Source organism: Kitasatospora sp. NPDC029367 (assembly GCF_055569135.1).
In genome coordinates, this window is sequence record NZ_JBVHYH010000001.1 from 207,271 (window position 1) to 227,078 (window position 19,808).

Annotated in this window: 19 protein-coding genes; 10 read left to right on the forward strand and 9 right to left on the reverse strand. The window is 73.2% G+C overall.

Going from position 1 to position 19,808, the window contains the following annotated elements; translation table 11 throughout:
• Window positions 1–83: 83 nt before the first annotated feature.
• From ACZ4W5_RS00980 to ACZ4W5_RS00995, 4 genes are all read right to left on the reverse strand, one after another.
• The gene (locus tag ACZ4W5_RS00980; protein ID WP_360229798.1) at window positions 84–1,085 is read right to left on the reverse strand and encodes an ABC transporter substrate-binding protein; all 1,002 of its coding nucleotides are present in this window, start codon (window positions 1,083–1,085) and stop codon (window positions 84–86) included.
• Between the two features lie 95 nt (window positions 1,086–1,180).
• Window positions 1,181–2,017 carry an ABC transporter ATP-binding protein gene (locus ACZ4W5_RS00985; protein ID WP_360229796.1) on the reverse strand — a complete coding sequence of 279 codons (837 nt, stop codon included), beginning with the start codon at window positions 2,015–2,017 and terminating at the stop codon, window positions 1,181–1,183.
• Entirely contained in the window at window positions 2,017–3,060 is a 1,044-nt protein-coding gene (locus ACZ4W5_RS00990) for a FecCD family ABC transporter permease (protein ID WP_465651870.1), read from the reverse strand. Before ACZ4W5_RS00990 ends, ACZ4W5_RS00985 begins: the two co-directional genes overlap by 1 nt.
• Window positions 3,057–4,094, reverse strand: a complete 1,038-nt coding sequence (locus tag ACZ4W5_RS00995; protein WP_465651872.1) for a FecCD family ABC transporter permease — start codon at window positions 4,092–4,094, stop codon at window positions 3,057–3,059. The genes ACZ4W5_RS00990 and ACZ4W5_RS00995 overlap by 4 nt, the downstream gene beginning before the upstream one ends.
• A gap of 160 nt (window positions 4,095–4,254) precedes the next feature.
• Here ACZ4W5_RS00995 and ACZ4W5_RS01000 point away from each other — a divergent pair, with 160 nt between their 5' ends.
• Window positions 4,255–5,181 (forward strand): iron-sulfur protein, encoded by a 927-nt coding sequence (locus ACZ4W5_RS01000; RefSeq protein ID WP_465651873.1) that lies wholly within the window; start codon window positions 4,255–4,257, stop codon window positions 5,179–5,181.
• Between the two features lie 60 nt (window positions 5,182–5,241).
• Here ACZ4W5_RS01000 and ACZ4W5_RS01005 read toward each other — a convergent pair whose 3' ends face one another.
• Window positions 5,242–5,523, reverse strand: a complete 282-nt coding sequence (locus tag ACZ4W5_RS01005; protein ID WP_465651875.1) for a DUF6191 domain-containing protein — start codon at window positions 5,521–5,523, stop codon at window positions 5,242–5,244.
• Window positions 5,524–5,642: 119 nt separating this feature from the next.
• On the opposite strand from ACZ4W5_RS01005, the gene ACZ4W5_RS01010 reads away from it, so the two are divergent.
• The 5 genes from ACZ4W5_RS01010 (at window position 5,643) to ACZ4W5_RS01030 (ending at window position 12,154) form a co-directional block, all read left to right on the forward strand.
• The gene (locus ACZ4W5_RS01010) at window positions 5,643–6,404 is read left to right on the forward strand and encodes a dienelactone hydrolase family protein (protein ID WP_465651877.1); all 762 of its coding nucleotides are present in this window, start codon (window positions 5,643–5,645) and stop codon (window positions 6,402–6,404) included.
• Between the two features lie 98 nt (window positions 6,405–6,502).
• A complete protein-coding gene (locus ACZ4W5_RS01015) occupies window positions 6,503–7,501 on the forward strand; it encodes an alpha/beta fold hydrolase (RefSeq protein ID WP_465651879.1) in 999 nt (332 codons plus the stop codon).
• A 112-nt stretch (window positions 7,502–7,613) separates the two neighbouring features.
• The gene (locus ACZ4W5_RS01020) at window positions 7,614–9,701 is read left to right on the forward strand and encodes a serine/threonine-protein kinase (RefSeq protein WP_465651881.1); all 2,088 of its coding nucleotides are present in this window, start codon (window positions 7,614–7,616) and stop codon (window positions 9,699–9,701) included.
• Window positions 9,698–10,000 carry a glutaredoxin domain-containing protein gene (locus ACZ4W5_RS01025; protein ID WP_360229784.1) on the forward strand — a complete coding sequence of 101 codons (303 nt, stop codon included), beginning with the start codon at window positions 9,698–9,700 and terminating at the stop codon, window positions 9,998–10,000. The genes ACZ4W5_RS01020 and ACZ4W5_RS01025 overlap by 4 nt, the downstream gene beginning before the upstream one ends.
• Window positions 10,001–10,555: 555 nt before the next feature.
• A complete protein-coding gene (locus ACZ4W5_RS01030; protein WP_465652200.1) occupies window positions 10,556–12,154 on the forward strand; it encodes a M4 family metallopeptidase in 1,599 nt (532 codons plus the stop codon).
• A gap of 185 nt (window positions 12,155–12,339) precedes the next feature.
• On the opposite strand, the gene ACZ4W5_RS01035 is transcribed toward ACZ4W5_RS01030, so the two are convergent.
• Window positions 12,340–12,732 (reverse strand): VOC family protein, encoded by a 393-nt coding sequence (locus tag ACZ4W5_RS01035; protein ID WP_465651883.1) that lies wholly within the window; start codon window positions 12,730–12,732, stop codon window positions 12,340–12,342.
• Window positions 12,733–12,807: 75 nt separating this feature from the next.
• Complete coding sequence (locus ACZ4W5_RS01040) at window positions 12,808–13,227, reverse strand: winged helix-turn-helix transcriptional regulator (protein ID WP_465651885.1); 420 nt, start codon at window positions 13,225–13,227, stop codon at window positions 12,808–12,810.
• Between the two features lie 97 nt (window positions 13,228–13,324).
• On the opposite strand from ACZ4W5_RS01040, the gene ACZ4W5_RS01045 reads away from it, so the two are divergent.
• Window positions 13,325–13,984, forward strand: a complete 660-nt coding sequence (locus ACZ4W5_RS01045; protein WP_465651887.1) for an NADPH-dependent F420 reductase — start codon at window positions 13,325–13,327, stop codon at window positions 13,982–13,984.
• Window positions 13,985–14,135: 151 nt separating this feature from the next.
• On the opposite strand, the gene ACZ4W5_RS01050 is transcribed toward ACZ4W5_RS01045, so the two are convergent.
• Together ACZ4W5_RS01050 and ACZ4W5_RS01055 are read right to left on the reverse strand one after the other, a co-directional pair.
• Window positions 14,136–15,131 carry an ABC transporter substrate-binding protein gene (locus ACZ4W5_RS01050; RefSeq protein WP_465651889.1) on the reverse strand — a complete coding sequence of 332 codons (996 nt, stop codon included), beginning with the start codon at window positions 15,129–15,131 and terminating at the stop codon, window positions 14,136–14,138.
• A 58-nt stretch (window positions 15,132–15,189) separates the two neighbouring features.
• Window positions 15,190–15,978 (reverse strand): MerR family transcriptional regulator, encoded by a 789-nt coding sequence (locus ACZ4W5_RS01055; RefSeq protein WP_402478069.1) that lies wholly within the window; start codon window positions 15,976–15,978, stop codon window positions 15,190–15,192.
• 225 nt (window positions 15,979–16,203) lie between these two features.
• On the opposite strand from ACZ4W5_RS01055, the gene ACZ4W5_RS01060 reads away from it, so the two are divergent.
• From ACZ4W5_RS01060 to ACZ4W5_RS01070, 3 genes are read left to right on the forward strand one after another with little or no spacing between them, the layout of a single operon-like run.
• Window positions 16,204–17,790, forward strand: a complete 1,587-nt coding sequence (locus ACZ4W5_RS01060) for a flavin-containing monooxygenase (protein WP_465651891.1) — start codon at window positions 16,204–16,206, stop codon at window positions 17,788–17,790.
• Complete coding sequence (locus ACZ4W5_RS01065; RefSeq protein WP_465651893.1) at window positions 17,787–18,794, forward strand: alpha/beta fold hydrolase; 1,008 nt, start codon at window positions 17,787–17,789, stop codon at window positions 18,792–18,794. The genes ACZ4W5_RS01060 and ACZ4W5_RS01065 overlap by 4 nt, the downstream gene beginning before the upstream one ends.
• Window positions 18,791–19,696 (forward strand): SDR family oxidoreductase, encoded by a 906-nt coding sequence (locus tag ACZ4W5_RS01070; protein WP_465651895.1) that lies wholly within the window; start codon window positions 18,791–18,793, stop codon window positions 19,694–19,696. Before ACZ4W5_RS01065 ends, ACZ4W5_RS01070 begins: the two co-directional genes overlap by 4 nt.
• Window positions 19,697–19,808 lie beyond the last annotated feature (112 nt).

Here is a 19,808-nt window from a genome sequence, read left to right on the forward strand (position 1 = left end):
ATCTGTTCGCCGTCAGCTGTTCGTGGGGCGCGGGGCGCGGGGCGCGGGGCGCGGGGCTTGGGGCGCGGGGCGTTGGGCGACGGCTACTTGGGCGCGTCCACGCCCGCCGCCTTGGCGATGTCGACGAGCATCGCGTCCGCGGCCTGGACGCCGATGCCGGACATCCAGGTCTCGTCCGGCACGGTGAAGACCTTGTTGTTCTTGACGGCGTTCAGGCCCTGCCAGACCGGGGTCTGCTGGACCTCGCTCTCCTTGGTCTTGGACGGGTCGTCAGCAGTGGTGACGAACACCAGGTCGGCGTCGGCCTGGCTGACCTGCTCGGCGCTGACCTCGATGATGTTCTTGTCCACGTCCTGCGGGGCCGGGCGGGTCAGGCCGACGTCCTTGAGCACCACGCCGCTGTAGGAGGCCTTCGCGTACAGGCGGGTCGGGCCGGCCACGAAGCGGACCACCGAGGCGGTCGGCATCGTCCCGTTGTACTTGGCCTTGATCGCCTCGCCCAGCTTGTGCGCCCGCTCCTCGTAGTCGGCCAGCGCCTTCTTCGCCTCGTCCTCCTTGCCGAGGGCCTGGGCGTACAGCGCGAGGTTCTCCTTCCACGGGAAACCGGTGGTCTCGGCCAGCACGGTCGGCGCGATCGCGTTCAGCTGGTCGTACACCTTGGCGTGCCGGACCTTGGAGGAGAGGATCAGGTCGGGCTTGAGGGAGGCGATCAGCTCCAGGTTCGGCTCGTTCATCGGGCCGACGTCCTTGGTGTCCTTGATCTTGTCCTTGAGGTAGTTCGGGAACCCGCCCTCGGTCTTCATGTGCGGGGACACCGCGCCGACCGGCGTGATGCCGAGCAGCGTGACGTCGTCCAGCTCGCCGCTGTCCAGCACCACGACGCGCTTGGGCTGGGACTTGATCTGGGCGGTCCCGGCGGCGTGCTTGACGGTGCGCGGGAAGCCGGCGGCGGTGCCGGCCGAGGCGGCGGCGGAGGAGCCGGAGTCACCACCGGACTTGGCGCCGTCCCCGTTGCTGCCGCAGGCGGCGAGGAGCGTGGCGGACAGCGTGACGGCGAGGACGGCGACGGGGAGTCGGCGGTTCATCGGAGTTCCTTGGATCGGGTCGAACGGGGAGACGGAAGAGGGGAGACGGAAGAGGGAGGAGGGGAGGGAAAGGGCGAGGGGAAGGGCGGTGGGGGTCAGACGGCAGCGGCCGCAGCGCCAGTGCGCACCCGGGCCCGCGGCACGACCAGCGGAGTGCCGGTCTCCGGGTCGGGCACGACCCGGCACGGCACACCGAAGACGGCCTCGACCAGTTCGGCCGTCAGGACCTCGGCGGGCGGACCGGCCGCGGCGAGCCGCCCGTCCTTGAGCACCACCAGGTGGTCGGCGTACCGCGCGGCCTGTCCGAGGTCGTGCAGCACCATCACGACGGTGCGCCCGGCCTCGGCATGCAGGTCGGCGACCAGGTCGAGCACGTCGAGCTGGTGCCGCAGGTCGAGGAAGGTGGTCGGCTCGTCGAGCAGCAGCAGGTCGGTCTCCTGGGCGAGCGCGAGCGCGATCCAGACCCGCTGGCGCTGCCCGCCGGAGAGCCGGTCGACCTGCCGGTCGCGCAACTCGGCGGTCCCGGTGCGCTCCAGGGCCTCCTCGACCGCCGCCTGGTCGGCCTTGGACCACGGGCTGAGCATCCGCTGGTGCGGGTAGCGTCCGAGCCGGACCAGGGCCTCGACGGTGACCGCCTCCGGCGTGACGGGCTGCTGCGGCAGCAGGCCCATCCGCTTGGCAAGGGTGCGGGCGGGCATCCGGTGGATGTCGGCGCCGTCCAGGGTGACCGTGCCGGCGGCCGGGTCGAGCAGTCGGACGAGGCCGCGCAGCAGGGTCGACTTGCCGCAGGCGTTCGGTCCGACGATCGCGGTGACGGCGCCGCCGGGGAGTTCGAGGTCGAGGCCGTCGACGATGGTCCGGTCGCCGTAGCGCAGTCCGAGGCCTTGGGCGGCGAGCCGGTTGGCGGTCGCCGGGGCCGAGGGGGAGGTCATCAGCTGCTCCTCTGGGGAAGCCGGCCCTGGCGGATCATCAGCACCAGGAGCCAGGGCGCGCCGAGGGTGGCGGTGACGGCACCGACCGGCAGGCCGTGGACGGGGATCACGTGCAGCACGAGGAGGTCGGCCGCGAGCAGCAGCACGGCGCCGGTGAGCGCGGTGAGGCCGAGGGTGCCGGGGGTGGGCGGCCCGGCGAGCAGCCGGACCAGGTGGGGGACGGCGAGGGCGACGAAGGCGACCGGTCCGGTGAGGGCGGCGGCCAGCGAGGCGAGGGTGATGGTGAGCAGCAGCAGCCAGAGCCGGTCCCGGGCGGGGTCGAGGCCGAGGCCGCCGGCCGAGTCGTCGCCGAGGTCGAGGACGGCGACCCGCCGCTGGCAGAGCAGGAGGGCTGCGGCGGTGAGGGCGATGGCGCTGCCGCCGATCCACACCTCGGTCCAGTTGCGCCCGTACAGCGAGCCGGTGGTCCACTGCATGGCGGAGGAGGCCAGCTCGGCCGGGAACCGTACGATCATCAGGTTCACGGCGGCGGCGAGGCCCTGCTGGACCGCCAGGCCGACCAGCACCAGCCGGGTCACGGCCATCCTGGAGCGCCAGGCCAGGCCGCCGAGCAGCAGCGCGGCGAGCAGCCCGCCGCCGACCGCGGCCAGCGGGATCAGCTGCTGCGAGGCGCCGGTGGCGAGCATCAGCACCGCGCCGAAGGAGGCGCCACCGGTGATCCCGATGGTGTCGGGGGCGGCCAGCGGATTGCGGAACAGCCGCTGCAGCATCGAGCCGGCCATCGCCAGCCCGGCCCCCGCGATCAGCGCGGACACCACGCGCGGCGCCCGGAACTGCTGCACCACCAGGACGTCGCCGGGCTGGCCCTGGCCGAACAGGGCGCGCAGCGCGTCCCAGGCGGAGATGCTTACCTGGCCGGTGCCGAGCGCGATGCCGGTGAGCACCACCAGCAGGGCGACGGCCAGCAGCGACCAGCCGGCGGTACGGGCCCGGCGGCGCGCGATCGCGCCCAGCGCGGCGGTCCGCCCGTTGCGCGCGCTCACTTGGCCACCTTCCGGGCCAGCACCGCGAGCAGCGGCGCGCCGAGGAAGGCGGTGACGATGCCGACCTCGATCTCGGAGGGCTGCACCACGAGCCGGCCGAGTACGTCGGCGGCGAGCAGCAGCAGCGGGCCGGTGATCAGGCAGCCGGGCAGCAGCCAGCGGTGGTCGTTGCCGAGCAGGGCGCGGACCAGGTGCGGCGCGGCCAGTCCGATGAACGCCACCGGTCCGGAGACGGCGACCGCACTGCCCGCGAGCAGCACCACCGCCAGTCCGCCGACCACCCGGATCCGGGCCACCGGCACGCCCAGGGCCTGGGCGGTCTCGTCGCCCAGGGCCAGCGCGTTGAGCGCGGGGGAGATCGCGAAGGCCGCCACCAGACCGAGCACCAGGAAGGGCAGCACCGGGGTGAGGGTGTCCAGGTGGCGTCCGGCGATCGAGCCGGCCAGCCAGAACCGGGCCTCGTCCAGGGTGCGGTGACTGGCCAGCATCAGCGCGGAGGTCCAGGAGGTGAGCACCACGGTGAGCACGGTGCCGCCGAGCGCGAGCCGGACCGGGTCGAGGTCCCCGCCGCGCCGGGACATGCCGTAGGCGGAGACGGCGGCGACGGCCGCCCCGGCGAAGGCGAACCAGACGTACTGGGAGGGGCGGGAGAGGTCCAGCGCGTAGATCGCGGCGACCACGGCGAGGCTCGCGCCGGCGTTGATGCCGAGGGTGACCGGGGAGGCCAGGGGGTTGCGGGTGACGCCCTGGGCGACCGCCCCGGCGACGCCGAGCGCGGCTCCGACGGCCAGGCCGATGAGCGTGCGCGGGACCCGAAGGCCCGTCACCACGTCGGCGTCCCCGCCGTGGGCGACACCGGTGAGGGCGTCGACGACGGTGGACAGCGGGATGGCGCGGGAGCCCAGGGCGAGGCTCAGGGCGGCGCACAGCACGAGTGCGGCCACACCGGCGACCAGCAGCAACGGCCGCCGGAGCGCCGCCGCGGGACGGGGCGTCGCCGGGGCTGTGGTGGCGGGTGGGTCGGTTCTCAACACGAGTCGACATCTTAGGTTAGGTTTGCCTAAGTCCGTCAAGCTCGTGCCGATGGCCGAACATCACAACCGGCCCTGCGGGCGGGTGGTCGGTGCACCCTCTGAGGCATTGTAAGGTGAGCCTCACCTTAATGATCACTCGGAGTCGATCTCGGGAGTGCCGATGGTCCCCGGAACACCCCTGCCCGTCGCACCGGCCTGCTCCCAACCGGCCTGTTCCCCGCCCGCCTGTTCCGCGCCTGCCCGCACCCCGGCCGTTCGCCCCGGCGGTCGGTCGGCCGGTCTGACCGGCGACTACCGGCGGCTGCGCGAACTCTGCCCCGCGCTCCGGCTGCACCTGCTCGATCCCGCCGAACCCGACCCCTCGGCCGCCGACGGCTGGTACTCGGGCGCCCGACTCGCCACCGACGAACGGGCCCTGGCCGCCGTACTGGCCGGGGCGGAGGAGCGGATCGCCGCCGAACACGGCCGCGCGCCCCGCCCGCACGTCACCGCCTCCCGGCTGCTCCACCACTACGCCTGGTCCGTCTGCCTGCTCATCGCCGGCCCCTGGCACCTTGCCCGGCGGGTCCCCGCCGTCGACCCCGCCGACCTCTGGCTGCACGCCCCGACCGGCGAGCTCGCCCTGCGCCCGCGCGGGCACGTCACCCTCCCCGGCGACGACGAACTGCGCGCCGAACTGCGGGCCGCCGTGGTGGCCCACCTCGAACCGGTGCTCGCCGCGTTCGCCGGACCGACCCGGCGCCGCGACCGCGCGCTCTGGGGCATGGTGACCGACGACCTCGCGTCCGCCGTCTGGTACCTCGGCCGGATGCTCGATGCGCAGGACGACGCGGCCGCGGGTGCAACGGCCGGTGGTGTTACGGCTGGCGAGGACGCCGCCGTCGTCGCCGCCGCGGCCCTGCTGCCCGGCGGCACCCTGCCGCTGCCCGGAGCCGCCGACTTCCGCCGGCTGCGCACCCCGGACGGCCAGGACCACCACACCCGCACCCGGCTCGGCTGCTGCCTCTACTACGCCGTCGGGCCCGAGGCACTCGCCTGCCTGACCTGCCCGCGCACCACGGACGAGGAGCGGATCCGCCGGCTCTGACGGACGGTCCACAGAACGCGGCCGCGGCCACCGGCCCGGCCCCGATGCCCGGTGGCGGTGCTACCGGTTGTCGTCGCCGTCCGGTCGGCGCAGCACCGCCACGCCACGGTCCAGGTCGACCCCGAAGTGCGGAGGGGCCCCGGCCCGGGTGTCGTCCCGGCGGGAGGTCTGCTCCCGGCGCTGCTCGACCTGGATCCGCTTGCCGGGGCTGAACAGCGCGTGCATCTCGCCCAGCACGCCACCGCCGCCGACCCCGGGCCCGCGCTCACGACGGCGCGGCGAGGACTCGGACCACACCTGCCAACCCGCCAGCACCACCAGCCCGACCGCGGCCAAGGCCACGCACGCCACTCCCACGACCAGCCCCATGCCAGGCCCAACGCCTCGCCCCGGCATGAGCGTTCCCGGTTCCGGGTCCGCAGCGGCTACGCTGCCCGCGACCCCAAGGAGAGCTTTCACCCATGACCGTGCGCGGAACCCTCGTGGACATTCCGACAGCAGACGGCGTCGCCGACGCCTACCTCACCCACCCCGATGACGGCCTGCCCCGCCCCGGCGTGCTGCTCTACCAGGACGCCTTCGGGCTCCGGCCCCACCTGAAGGCCATGGCCGAGCGGATCGCCGAGGCCGGTTACACCGTCCTCGTCCCCAACCTCTACTACCGCAGCGGCCGCGCCCCGCTGGTGGAACTGCCCGAGATGATCGACATCGAGCAGTGCGACGAGATCTTCGCCCAGCTCGGCCCGCTGCTCTTCGGCGCCAGCAACCCGGAGACGGCCGCGCGTGACGCGAACGGCTTCCTGGCCTGGTTCGAGGAGTCCCCGCTGGTCCAGGACGGCCCGATCGGCGTCACCGGCTACTGCCTCGGCGCCTACCTGGCCCTGAGCGCCGCCGTCAGCCACCCGGACCGGATCGCCGCGGTCGGCGCCTTCCACGGCGGCCACCTCGCCACCGACCGCCCGGACAGCCCGCACCTGCGCGCCGAACGCATCACCGCGGAGCTGCACTTCGGCCACGCCGACCAGGACGAGTCGATGCCGCCCGAGCAGATCGCCCGGCTCGACGAGGCCCTCACCGCCGCCGGGGTCCGCCACCGGACGGAGGTGTACGAGGGCGCCGGACACGGCTACACCCAGGCTGACACCACCCGGTACCACGCGGGCGGTGACGCCCGGCACTGGTCGGCGCTGTTCGACCTGTTGAAGCGCAACCTACCGGCGTAGCACTCCGGTTCGCCGCCCCGGCACCCCGTCCGGCAGTAGCCGGAGAGACGTAGGGACGTAGAGTGGCCCCGCCGTTGTGGCCGACCGGGGGAGCGGAAGTGGCAACCAGCAGGTGGAGTGGGCGAACCGGCCGGGCACCGGCCCTGACCGGAGTTCAGCAGGTCATCGCCGAGGCGCTGGCCGAGCAGCTGCCCGGCGGCGTGCGGCGGGGCGAACTCGACCGTGACGGACGGGCGTTGCGCTGGCTGGAAACGGGGCCCGGGACGGGCGGCGGTCCGCCGGTCGTCCTGGTCGCCGGGATGGGCACCAGCTCGCTCACCTGGGCCCCGCTGCTGCCCGAACTCGCCGGGCGGGCCAGGGTCGTGGCGTACGACCGGGCCGGGCTCGGCGCCAGCGAACCCGACCGCGCTCCGACCCCGACCCTGGACACGCAGGTCGCGGACCTGGCCGCGCTGGTGCGGCACCTCGACGCCGGGCCGGCCGTGCTGGTCGGGCACAGCTGGGGCGGGCAACTGGCCCAACTCCTGGCCAGGGAACGGCCGGAGCTGGTGGCCGGACTGGTCCTGGTCGATCCGGCGCACGAGGACTTCCGGCCACGGGCGATCAGCGTGATCGAGTCACTGCTGCTCCGGATCGAGCTGGTCCGGATCGGATTGCTGCGGATCGGGCTGTTCCGGGCGGCGCGGGTGCCCGCCGCGCCGGGCACAGGTGACGTGCCGGGCACCCGTGATGTGCCGGGCCCGGGCAACGCGGCGGCCCGGGCCGAGGCGGCTGTCCTCGCCCACCCCCACCAGCGGCGGGCCGTACTGGCCGAGAACCGGCTGTCGAACCGGGCGACCGGGCAGCTCCGCCGTCGCCGGGCCGCCGGGCCGTCGCCCGAGGTGCCGGTCACCGTGCTGAGCGCGACGCTCGGGCTGCCCCGCGGGCTGCGGGCCCGCTTCACCGCCGCCCAGGCGCGGATCACGGCCGGTGCCTCCCTCGGCGTCCACCTGGTGGTGCCCGGAGCCGGGCACGCCGTCCACCAGGACCGGCCGGGGGTGGTCGCCGAGGCCGTCCGCGCGGTGTCCCGGCAGGTCCGAATCGCCCGGAAGGCCTGACTCCCGGGGTCAATCTCCCTTCTCACAGCGGCTGCTGAGCCCGCGGCACGCTCTGGCACACTGTGTGCCGACGACCCGGCGGGGAGGGTCATGACACCTGGGGGCAGGGGAGATGAGTAGCGCGGGCACTGTGCTCGGCGGGCGGTACACGCTGGTCGAGAAGGTCGGCGGCGGGGGGATGGGGGCGGTCTGGCGGGCCGAGGACGGGGTGCTGGCCCGGCCGGTCGCCGTGAAGATCCTCCGCGCGGACCTGTTCGAGGACGGCACCGGCCTCCAGCGGTTCCGCCGTGAGGCCCAGCTGGTCGCCGCGGTCGACCACCCCGGCATCGTGGGCGTGCACGACTACGGGGAGAGCGGCGGGGACGGCGACGACGCCCGCTGCGCGTACATCGTGATGGACCTGATCGAGGGCCGGCCGCTGGACCGGGTGCTCGAGGACGACGGTCCGATGAGCGCCGAGCGCGCGCTGCGCCTGCTCGCCGACGCCCTGGACGCGCTGCACGCCGCCCACCGGCGGGGGATCGTGCACCGCGACCTCAAGCCCTCCAACCTGATGGTGCGCGAGGACGGCGGGGTCGTGATCACCGACTTCGGCATCGCCCGGGCCGTCGCCAGCACCAAGCTCACCGCGCCGTACGCGGTCATCGGCACCGCGGCCTACATGTCCCCCGAGCAGGCCTCGGGGGAGGCCATCGGCCCGGCCTCCGACCTGTACTCGATCGGCGTGGTCGGCTACGAGCTGCTGGTCGGTCGGGTGCCGTACCAGGGCGAGGGGCCGCTGCAGGTCGCGCTCAAGCACGTCAACCAGCCGGTACCGGAGCTGCCGGAGACCTTCCCGGCGGCGGTCCGGGCGCTGATCGCCACCGCGCTGGCCAAGCAGCCCGAGGACCGCTTCGAGAGCGCGGCCGGAATGGCGGCGGCGGCCCGGGTGGCGATCGGGCTGCCGGGGGCGGCGCGGAAGGCGGCGGACAGCGGGACGATCGACCTGCGGGCGGACGCCGGCGGGGCCGGGGCGGGCGGTGTCGGCGGCGGGGCCGGGGCCGTACCTTCGGCGGCTCCCAAGGCCGGTGCCGAAGCCGGTGCCGCATCTGGCGCCGAATCTGGCGCCGCACCCGCCGACCCGGCCGGTGCTCCGAACCGCGGCGCCGCCGTCGTGCCGGCGGGGGCCGCTGCCGCGGCCGCCCCGGTCGGTCCGGAGCAGGTCGTGCGGATGGACCCGCAGGCGGAGACCGAGCCGGGCCGACGCCGCTCGCGCCGTACCCTGCTGCTCCCGGTCGTCGTCCCGATCGTGATCTCGATGGGCACGGCGACGGTGCTGCTGGTCGACCGCGGCCCCGGCCGGTCCGACGCGGCCGTGCCACCGGCTGCCCAGCCCACCGTGGTGGTGACGGTCCCGGCGGTCCCGGCCACCACCTCCGCGGCCGGCTCCGGACCCGCCACGCCGTCACCGACCGACACCCCGTCGGCCACCCCGACCGCCGACCAGCAGGCCACCGGCGGCGGGCTGCCGCCCGGTACCCAACTGCCCGTTCCCGTACCGGCGCAGGGCGGCAGCGGCTCCCAGGGGCGCGGCGGCTCGAACCCCGGTGGCGGCGCGGCGGCCGGTGGGGCTTCGGGCGGCCAGCCCGCGGGCGGGGGTACGGCGGCGGACCAGTCGCCCGCCAAGCCCGGCAACCCGGCCTCCCAGGGCGGCGGTTCAGGCGGCTCGGGAGGTTCGGCCGGTTCCGGGGGTTCGGGCGGTGCGGGCGGTTCGTCGGCGGGCGGCAACCCGTCCGCCCCGTCGGCGGCCGCCCGTCCCGCGTCCTGCGGCGGCAGCAGCTGGAGCACCATCGTCAGCGTCAGGAACGGCCGCCCGATCGGGATGCGCAACGACAACCTGAACGGCGACAACCCGATCGTCCTCGGCGGTGCCTCGCAGTACGGCTGGGTGCGCGCCACCGACCCGGGCAGCTGGATCGTGTTCAATGCCTGCAACAACGGCGGCCCGCAGCTGGTCCAGACCATGGACGGCAAGGTCGTGCTGAGCAACGGGTTCAGCTTCCTCACCCGGTGGACGGTCCGCAACGGCAGCACCCCGGGCTCGTACACGCTGGCCGACTACCAGAACCAGTCGTGCATGACGGACAACGGCCCCGGCAACGAGCTCACCATGGTCGCGTGCACACCCGGGAACACGGCGCAGGAGTGGAGGTTGCAGTGACGGACGCGGCGAGCGGTGCGACGGCGGACGGGGTGGCCGGGACCGGCGAAGTGGTGCTCTACTGGCGCCCCTTGTGCACCTACTGCATGAAGCTGCGGTTCGGCTTGCTCTTCACCCGTCTGCGGTACAGCCGCCGCTTCACCCGGGTCAACATCTGGAAGGACCAGGACGCGGCCGCCTTCGTGCGTTCGGTCGCGGACGGCAACGAGACCGTGCCGACGGTGAGTGTGGCCGGCCGTCCGATGGTGAACCCCTCGTTGCGCCAACTGCTGGCCGCCGCAAGGGAGTACGGCGCGTAGGCGCCCGGTCACCGGGGTGCCGGCCTCTATCAGGCCGTCACCCCGGCGGGCAAGGGCGTTCGGTGGCGGGACCTCGCCACTGGGGCGTCAAGGGTATGTATGGAAACTTCTACAAGGATGTAAAAGTCGATCGGCCGGTCATCGGTATTGACACCCCGACCGACCGTCGGTGGCCGGCCCGCCGTCGGCGCAGGCGATCGGGCCTGGTTCGGATCGGAACCCCCTGCAAGGTCGCTCGAATTGCCCTGGTTCGACCGCCTTTTGAATCCCTTTACCAACTGGCGAGACCTGGCCAATCACTGATGCAGACCTGTCAATTCACCTGCTGGATTGTCATGCTTCTGGTCACCCCCCAGCGGTAGCCCCCCACCCCCACCCCTCGGTGGCAAGCCGCTCGACCGCACGGGGTTCCTGCACGTCAGCGCCCGCTCCGCCCCACAGGTGCCGACCCCGGCCCCCGGAGCGCGGCGCGACCGCGCCCAGACGCGGTTTCCCGGAAGGACTCTTACGTTGAAGCGTAAGCTCGCCGCTGTTGCCGTGCTTTCGGCCACGGCCATGCTGACCGGTGTCATCCAGGTGGCCACCACCGCCGCCCAGGCCGCCCCCGCGTCCCCGTCGCTGCAGGCACAGGCCGCCTCGCAGCACGCGGCCGTGCTCGCCGTGGCCAACGGCCAGTCCACCCCGCTCGCCCAGGCGCTCGGCCTCGGCGGCCAGGAGAAGCTGGTGGCCAAGGACGCCGTCGTCGACCAGGACGGCACCCGTCACCTGCGCTTCGAGCGCACCTACGCGGGCCTCCCGGTGATCGGCGGCGACCTGGTCGTCCACCAGAAGCCCGGCGGCGCCGTGAAGTCGGTGGACAGGGCCGTCTCCGCCCGGATCGCGCTGCCGAGCCTGACTCCGAAGATCCCCGCGGACAAGGCCGCCGACCAGGCCTCCGGCACGGTCAAGGCCACCATCGGCCAGACCATCGACTCCGACGAGTCCCCGATCGCCGGCGTGCACCAGGTCGGCAAGGCCGAGCTGGTCGTCTGGGCCACCGACGGCAACCCGCGCCTGGCCTACCGGACCACCGTCGAGGGCGTGCGCGCCGACGGCACCCCGAGCGCCCAGATCCTGGTCACCGACGCGGCCGACGGCAAGGTCCTCTCCACCCACGAGAAGATCGAGACCGCCGCCGGTACCGGCAACGGCATCTTCGTCGGCCAGGTCCCCCTCAACACCAATGAGAACGGCTCGCAGTTCGAGCTCAAGGACACCAGCCGCGGCGGCCAGTCCACCACGGACATGAACAACAGCGAGTCGGGCAGCGGGTCGCTGTTCGCCAACCCCAGCAACAGCTTCGGCGACGGCACCAACAACAGCCGCGAATCCGCCGCCGTGGACGCCCAGTTCGGCGCCGCCACCACCTGGGACTTCTACAAGAACACGTTCAGCCGCAACGGCATCCGCAACGACGGCGTCGGCGCCCTCAGCCGGGTGCACTACGGCTCCAACTACGTCAACGCGTTCTGGAGCGACGACTGCTTCTGCATGTCGTACGGCGACGGCAACAACAACAGCGCGCCGCTCACCGAGATCGACGTGGCCGGCCACGAGATGACCCACGGCGTCACCGCGGCGACCGCCAGCCTGAACTACTCGGGCGAGTCCGGCGGCCTCAACGAGGCCACCTCCGACATCATGGGCACCATGGTGGAGTGGTACGCCAACCTGCCCTCCAACCCGCCGAACTACCAGATCGGCGAGCTGATCAACCTGCGCGGCGACGGCAGCCCGCTGCGCTACATGGACCAGCCCAGCAAGGACGGTTCCTCGGCCGACTACTGGGACGCCAACGTCGGCAACCTGGACGTGCACTACTCGTCCGGTGTGGCGAACCACTTCTTCTACCTGCTGTCCGAGGGCAGCGGCGCGAAGACGATCAACGGGTTCAACTACAACAGCCCCACGGCGGACGGCTCCTCGCTCGCCGGCATCGGCCGGGACAAGGCCGCGCAGATCTGGTACCGGGCGCTGACCGTGTACTTCACCTCGACGACCGACTACGCGGGCGCCCGTGCGGCCACCCTGAGCGCGGCGTCGGACCTGTACGGCGCGAACAGCACTGAGTACAACGCGGTGGCGGCCACCTGGACCGCGGTCAACGTCAACTGACTCGGGCCTGAACCGGGTCGGGCCTGAGTTGGGCAGGCCCGGCCCGGGGCGCGTCCGAGCAGGGCCCGGTCGGACTGTGGGTGCCGAACGGCCGGGTCGGACGGCGGGGGCGACGGTGTGCGGACCACCGTCGCTCCCGTCGTTGTGCGCGTCGGGCGTGGCGGGTGGGGCGCGGGGCAGGCGGGTCAGGTGAGGTCCTGGGCGACCTCCCACACGTGACCCGCCGGGTCGGCGAAGGCGGCCGTCCGGCGGCCCCACGGGCGGTCCACCGGGCCGTTGAGCAACGCGACGCCGCGCTCTGCCAGTTGGGCGCAGACCGCGTCCACGTCCGGGACCCGGACGGTCAGCAGCGCCCGCACCCCCACGGCGGGCGCTGCCACCGGCGCGGGCTCCACCAGCTCGGGCGCCTGGTCCGCCGCCAGCAGGTTGAGCAGCAGGTTCCGCAGTCGGAGGACGGCCGAGGCGTCGTCCTCGTGGACCACCGGCAGGCCGAATACCTCCTGGTAGAAGGCCTTCGCGGCGGGGACGTCCGTCACGAAGAGGGTGAGGACTTCCAGTTCGTCCAGATCGGTGTGCACGGGTGCCTCCGGTTGTCGTGGGTGCACGAGGAGGATGGCACGCGGGACCGACAGGAGGACTTAGCCGACGTACCGTCAATTGGCTTTGTGTTCGTACCTCTCCTGGGCGGCGAGGACGGCGTCCGCGTGGGTCTCCGCCCAGGTGCCGAGGGCGCGGATCGGGTCGAGCAGGGCGGTGCCCGCGTCGGTCAGGGCGTAGTCGACGCGCGGCGGGGCCTCGGCGTAACGGTGGCGCTCCACCAGGCCGTTGTACTCCAGTCGCCGCAGCGTTTCGTTGAGCACCTTCGGGCTGAGGCCGCCGATCCGGTCCAGCAGGGTGCGCGGGCGCATCGGTCCGCCCTCGCCGAGGACGTACAGCACCACGCTGTCCCAGCGGTTGGCGATCACCTCGAAGGCGAGTCGGGCGCGGCAGTCCGCGGCGAACCCCGCATCGCCGCCCGGCCCGCTGCCTGGCCCGCCCCCCGATCGCTCGTCGCTGACGCCTTCGTTCCGCATGGGTCCATCCTGCCCTGTCCGTTGCCTACCCGGCGGTGTGCATCGACCCGGCTAGCGTCCGGGCGCGGCATTTCACGTGATGAGGAGTGGATGGACCATGCGGATCGGCATTCTCGGTACCGGCGCCATGGCGGGCGCACTGGGCGGGGCGTGGGTACGGGCCGGGCACGAAGTGGTGGTGGGTGGTCGGGACGCGGCGGCGGCACGGAAGCTCGCCGGGGCGATCGGGGCCGCGGGCGGCGGCGAACCCGTGGAGGCGGCGCGGTTCGGGCAGGCGGTGCTGGTCGCGCTTCCGGCCGGGGCGGCGGAGCCGGTGGTCGCGTCGCTGGCGGACGAACTGGCCGGACGGGTCCTGTTGGACTGCACCGTCCCGATGGCCCCGGGCCCGGACGGGCCGGCGCTGACCACGGCGGGAGCCGCCGACTCCATGGCCCGGCGGCTCGCCTCGGCGGCCCCGGCGGCGCGGGTGGTGAAGGCGTTCGGCATCTGCCACGACAGCATCTGGTCGCTGCCACGGCCCCGCTTCGAGGGGGCGTCGCTCGGCGTCCCGTACTGCGCGGACGATCGATCGGCTGCGGCCCTGACCGCCGAGCTGGTGGCTTCGATGGGCTGCACGCCGGTGCACTGCGGCGGCCTGGACCGGGCGGGGCTGCTGGAGGCGACGGCGGTGTTCGCGATCGGTGTCTGGTGGGCGGGCGGCGAGGCCCGGCACGTCTTCCCGTCGCCCGCGCTGGCGCCGGGGGCGGTGGACGGCTGACGGGGCCGGCCGGTGACGGCTGACAAGTAGCAGCGAACAGATCACAGCGAACAGATCACAGATTTCAACATCTGTTATCTGAAATCTGTTCGCTGTGATCTGTCAGCCGCCAGCCGTCCTCTGTGAACTGTCAGCCCCCACCCGCCGGCCGTCACACCAGGTCCTTGCGGATCTGGTCCAGGATCAGCCCGGCCCCGGTGTAGCCGATGCCGAGCATCCAGAGGCTGTCGTCCACCTGGTACACCCGGCCGTTGCGGACGGCGTCGATGTTCTTCCACAGCGCTCCCTCGGTGATCCGGGTCCGGTCGGACTTCGCCGGGTCCCCGTACACCGAGTAGAAGATGACGTCGGCCGCCGCCTGGTCCACCTGCTCGGGGCTGATCTCCAGCGAGAACCCCGGCTTGCCCTGGTTGGCCGGGCGGCCGAGCCCGAGGTCCTTGAACAGCGAGCCGACGAAGGTGTCGTCGAGGTAGAGCCGGGTGGGCGCGCCGGCCAGGAAGCGGGCCATCTCGACCCGGGTGGCCGCCGCCCTGGCCGGCCCGCCCAGTGCGGTCACGAGGTTCCGCACCTTGGCTCGGTACGCCGCGTCCGCCGCCTCGGCCTCGGCCCCGCGGCCCATCGCCTCGGCGTGCAGCCGGACGTTCTCCTTCCAGGTCGGGCCGGTGGTCCTGGACAGTACGGTCGGAGCGATCCTGGACAACTGGTCGTACCGCTTGTCGTCGCGGACCTGGTTGCTGAGGATGAGATCGGGCCGCAGCGCCGCGATCGCCTCCAGGTTGGGCTGGCCGATCGTGCCGACCGCCTTCGTCCCGGCCAGCCGCTCGGTGGGGAGGTACCCGGGGAAGGGCGCGCCCTCGCTGACGGTGGTGGCGCCGACCGGGCTCAGTCCGAGGGTGACCACCGAGTCGAGGGCGTCCGTGTCCAGCGCCACCACCCGCGCGGCCCGGTCCGGAACGGTGCTCGTGCCGCGCGCGTGCTGGACGGTCCGGGTGCCGCCGGAGCCCGTCGAACCGCCGCCCGGCGTGGGGGAGTCGGGCCCGCAGGCGGCGAGCAGGAGGCCGGGTGCGAGCCCGGCGGCGAGACCGAGTGCCGCGCGGCGACTGGGAGTTCGACGATCGGGCGTTCGACGGCCGAGGGTGCGGGGCATCGGCGGCTCCTCAACGGACTGACGGGGCGCGGAAATCCCTGCCCGCCCAGCCGCCCCGCTACGCCTCGGATCCGTACTCCCGTCGCTGGCGCAGCAGTTCGGCGTACTCGGCACGCACCCGGCGGTCCATCGCGAGGGTAAACTGCGCGTCGGCGACGGTGCGGGCGAGCGGCCGTACCCGCAGGATGCGTTCGGTGAGCTTGGCCGCCTCGCCCGGTGCCAGCGGGGTGTCGGCGGAGAGTACGCTCAGCAGGTGGTCGCTGACCACCTCGATGAAGATCTCGGCGATGGCGTCGACGTGTTCCCGGGTGCGCCGGCTGGCGTCCAGTACGGCCGAGAGCGGTACGCCCTCGGCGACCAGCTCGGTGGTGGCGTCCATCAGCCGGCGGCTGACGTGGGTGATCCCGTCCTCCTCGACCGTGATGTAGCCCTGGGCGATCGATTCGGCGGTGTTCTCCTCGGTGAGCTGGTCCCCGAAGGCGGCCTTGAGCTCGTCCCACTCCAGGCGCACCGGGGTCTCGTCCGACCAGGGGGCGACGATCGCGGCTTCGAGCCCGATCAGCTCCGCGACGTCCCGTCCGCTCTCGCCGGCGCCGATCAGTTCGGCGATCCCGCCCAGGGTGTGGCCGCGGTCGAGCAGTTCGCCGATCATCCGCAGCCGGGTCAGGTGCTCCTCGCCGTACCAGGCGATCCGGCCCTCCTTGCGGGGCGGTTGGAGCAGTTTGCGCTCACGGTAGAAGCGCAGGGTGCGGGTGGTGATCCCGGCCGCTTCGGCCAGTTCCTCCACCCGGTACTCGCGTTTTCTGTCGTCCGCAGCAGCTCTGACCTTGTCCACGGCGATCAGCATAGGTCCGTCAGGTCGGCGGCGGGCCCTCCGGGAATTCCGGGGACTTCCGGTGGATCCGGGCTGTCGTGCTTCTTCCATCCGGTGTCAGCAAGGACTACCCTGCCCACCATGCCAGTGATTACTGGCGCGATCGGCAGGGCTCCGGGGCGCGGCCCCGGAGGTTTCCGAGGGCGCCGCCCCCGGAAGAGCGTGAAGACCACCGCCCCACCCTCAGGAGGAGGCCGCATGGCATCCAGCAGCAAGCGCCCCCGCCCCGGCGCGACCACGGCGCCCGACCCCGGCGCCGCAGCGGAGGCCGTACCGCACGTGCGGGTGGCGGTGATCGGCTCCGGCTTCGGCGGCCTCGGTGCGGCCGTCCGGCTGCGCCGCGCCGGCATCACCGACTTCGTCGTGCTGGAGCGCGCGGACTCGGTCGGCGGTACCTGGCGCGACAACAGCTACCCCGGCTGCGCCTGCGACGTACCCTCGCACCTCTACTCCTTCTCCTTCGCGCCCAACCCCGACTGGCCGCGCAGCTTCTCCGGCCAGCCCGACATCCGCGCCTACCTGGAGAAGGTCGCCACCGTCTTCGGAATCCGCCCGCACCTGCGCTTCAACGCCGAGGTGCTGGAGGCCCGTTGGGAGGCCGAGCGGACCCGCTGGCGGATCACCACCTCGGCCGGTCAGTGGACCGCCGACGCCGTCGTCTCCGCCGCCGGACCGCTCGCCGACCCGCAGATCCCCGACCTGCCCGGCCTGAGCACCTTCCCCGGCAAGGTCTTCCACTCCTCCCGCTGGGACCACGACTTCGACCTGACCGGCAAGCGCGTGGCGATGGTCGGTACCGGCGCCTCCGCCGCCCAGATCATCCCGTCGATCCAGCCGAAGGTCGGCAAGCTGACCGTCTTCCAGCGCACCCCCGCCTGGGTCCTGCCGCGCCGCGACCGCGAAATCAGCCAGCTGGAGAAGTGGCTGCACGGCCGGCTGCCGGTCACCGCCAAGATCCGCCGCGGCACCCTGTTCGCGCTCCGCGAGCTGCAGGTCGACGCCTTCGTGCGCCGCCCCGGGCTGCTGCGGGTCGTCCAGCAGCTCGCCGAGCGCCACATCGCCCAGGGCGTCGCCGACCCCGCGCTGCGCGCCAGGCTCACCCCGGACTACCGGATCGGCTGCAAGCGCATCCTGCTCAGCAACACGTACTACCCGGCGCTCGCCGCGGCCAACACCGAGGTCGTCTCCTCCGGCCTGCGCGAACTGCGCGGCTCCACCCTGGTGGCCGCCGACGGCAGCGAGCACGAGGTCGACGCGATCGTCTTCGGTACCGGCTTCCACGTCACCGACATGCCCATCGGTGCCCGGGTGTTCGGGGTGAACGGGACCAGTCTGGCGGAGGAGTGGAAGGACGGTATGGAGGCCCTGCGCGGCTCGGCCGTGCACGGCTTCCCCAACCTCTTCTTCGTGATCGGCCCCAACACCGGCCTCGGCAACAGCTCGATGATCCTCATGATCGAGTCCCAACTGAACTACATGATCGACGCGTTGACCACGCTCGACACGGTGGGCGCCGCCGCCATGCAGCCCACCGTCCGGGCCCAGCGGCAGTGGAACCTGGAGCTCCAGCACCGGATGGACCGCACCGTCTGGACCACCGGCGGCTGCCGCAGCTGGTACCTGGACCCGAACGGCAAGAACACCGTGCTCTGGCCCGGCTCCACGACCTCCTTCCGCCGCGCCACCCGCAAGGTCGACCTGGGTGAGTACGAGCTGATCATGCGCACCGAACCGAGCACCGCCCGTCCCGTCGCTTCCACCGCCGCCCAGGAGGCCACCGCATGAGTGCCGTCCAACTGCCCGCCGAGTACGTTCCGCCCACGCCCGTCGAGGAGTTGAGCATCCGGTCGGCGGACGGCATCCGGCTGCACGCCGAGGTGCACGGCCAACCCGGCGCGCCCACCGTGGTGCTGTCCCACGGCTGGACCTGCTCGACCGCCTTCTGGGCCCCGGTGATCCGTGAACTCTCCGACCGCTACCGGGTGGTGGCCTACGACCAGCGCGGCCACGGGCAGAGCGAGATTCCGCCCAGCCGGGCCCGCTACTCCACCCGGGCGCTCGCCGAGGACCTGGCCGCCGTGCTCGCGCGGACCGTCCCGGCGGGGGAACGGGCCGTGCTGGCCGGGCACAGCATGGGTGGCATGACCATCATGGCCGCCGGCGGCCGCCCCGAGGTCGCCGAGCGCACCGCCGCGAACGTCCTGATCTCCACCGGCCCGGCCGACCTGGTCGCCGAGCTCACCGTCCTGCCGGACGGCGTGCGCGCCCCGGGTCTGCGGCGCTTCCTGCACCGGCAGCTGCTGCGCTCCCGGTTGCCGCTCGGACCGGTCTCGGGAGTGAGTCGGGCCGCGCTCAAGTACGCGACCATGGGGCCGAGTTCACCTGCCGGGCAGGTCGAGGCGACGGCCCGGATCGTGCACGCCTGCCCGACCGCGGTCCGCTACCACTGGGCCGGAGTGCTCGACCGGCTGGACGTACGGGCCGGGCTCGGCCGGATCACCGCCCCCACCGCCGTGGTGGTGGGCACCGCCGACCGGCTCACCCCGCCGGTGCACGCCCACCGGATGGTCGCCGAACTCGCCGATCCACAGGGGTTGTTGCTGCTTCCCGGGGTCGGTCACATGGCGCCGCTGGAGCGCCCGGCGGAGGTCGCGGCCGAGATCCACCGGATGGCCTGCGCCCATCTGGCGGGCGCGCCCACCGAGACCGTTTCCGTCCCTGCTGCTGCCTCCGCTCCTGCCTCCGCTCCTGCCGTCGACCCCGCCGTCGAGAGGACCACCGTCGCATGAACGCCATCCCGCCGCTGTCCGCACAGGTCGTGGTGGTCACCGGGGCCGCCCGTGGGGTCGGTGCCTCGCTGGCCCGGAAGCTGGCCCGATGCGGGGCCAAGGTCGCTCTACTGGGCCTGGAGCCCGAGGAGTTGAAGGCCGTCGCGGCGCAGTGCGGCGCCGACGCGACCGCCTGGGAGGTGGACGTCACCGACCTGGAGGCGCTCGGCGCCACCGTCGAGCGGATCAAGGAGCACTACGGGCGGATCGACACCGTGGTCGCCAATGCCGGGATCGCGATCGGCGGACCGCTCGCCGACAGCGACCACCGGGCGTTCAGTCGAGTGATCGAGGTCAATCTGCTGGGCAGTGTCGCCACCGCGCGGGCCTTCCTGCCGGCCCTCACCGAGAGCCGCGGCTACCTGCTGCAGATCGCCTCGCTCGCCGCACTCACCCCGGCGCCGCTGATGAGCGCCTACTGCGCCAGCAAGTCCGGGGTGGAGGCCTTCGCCCACTCGATCCGCGCCGAGGTCGCCTACCAGGGGGTCAAGGTCGGTGTGGGGTATCTGAGTTGGACCGACACGGACATGGTGCGCGGTGCCGACGAGGATGCCGTGCTCAAGCAGATGCGCAGCCGGCTGCCGTGGCCGGCCAACAAGACGTACCCACTGGAGCCGGCCGTGGACCGGATCGTCGCCGGTATCGCCCGGCGCTCCGCCCATGTGTACGCCCAGGCATGGCTGCGCGGGATGCAGCCGGTGCGCTGGCTGCTGCCGAGCCTGATCGCCGTGGTCGGCTCCCGCGACGTCGCCAAGCTCGCCCCGCAGCTCGCGGCCACCGCCGCCTCCCGCCTGCGCGCCGTCGGGGCCGGCGGCGCGGCCGACACGGCGGTGCGGAGGGAACGGACGGGGGCGGGGGACTGACGGCGGGCGGCGGACGGGCGGCGCGTGACAGCTGACTGCTGACAGCGAACAGCTGACAGATTTCAGATGACGGATAACAGATAACAACTTTCGAAATCTGTCAGCTGTTATC

Coding starts and splice junctions, on each gene's coding strand:
- ACZ4W5_RS00980 (WP_360229798.1), bottom strand. CDS start 1,085: ATGAACCGCCGACTCCCCGTCGCCGTCCTCGCCGTCACGCTGTCCGCC.
- ACZ4W5_RS00985 (WP_360229796.1), bottom strand. CDS start 2,017: ATGACCTCCCCCTCGGCCCCGGCGACCGCCAACCGGCTCGCCGCCCAA.
- ACZ4W5_RS01000 (WP_465651873.1), top strand. CDS start 4,255: ATGGTCCCCGGAACACCCCTGCCCGTCGCACCGGCCTGCTCCCAACCG.
- ACZ4W5_RS01010 (WP_465651877.1), top strand. CDS start 5,643: ATGACCGTGCGCGGAACCCTCGTGGACATTCCGACAGCAGACGGCGTC.
- ACZ4W5_RS01020 (WP_465651881.1), top strand. CDS start 7,614: ATGAGTAGCGCGGGCACTGTGCTCGGCGGGCGGTACACGCTGGTCGAG.
- ACZ4W5_RS01030 (WP_465652200.1), top strand. CDS start 10,556: ATGCTGACCGGTGTCATCCAGGTGGCCACCACCGCCGCCCAGGCCGCC.
- ACZ4W5_RS01040 (WP_465651885.1), bottom strand. CDS start 13,227: ATGCGGAACGAAGGCGTCAGCGACGAGCGATCGGGGGGCGGGCCAGGC.
- ACZ4W5_RS01045 (WP_465651887.1), top strand. CDS start 13,325: ATGCGGATCGGCATTCTCGGTACCGGCGCCATGGCGGGCGCACTGGGC.
- ACZ4W5_RS01050 (WP_465651889.1), bottom strand. CDS start 15,131: ATGCCCCGCACCCTCGGCCGTCGAACGCCCGATCGTCGAACTCCCAGT.
- ACZ4W5_RS01055 (WP_402478069.1), bottom strand. CDS start 15,978: ATGCTGATCGCCGTGGACAAGGTCAGAGCTGCTGCGGACGACAGAAAA.
- ACZ4W5_RS01060 (WP_465651891.1), top strand. CDS start 16,204: ATGGCATCCAGCAGCAAGCGCCCCCGCCCCGGCGCGACCACGGCGCCC.
- ACZ4W5_RS01065 (WP_465651893.1), top strand. CDS start 17,787: ATGAGTGCCGTCCAACTGCCCGCCGAGTACGTTCCGCCCACGCCCGTC.
- ACZ4W5_RS01070 (WP_465651895.1), top strand. CDS start 18,791: ATGAACGCCATCCCGCCGCTGTCCGCACAGGTCGTGGTGGTCACCGGG.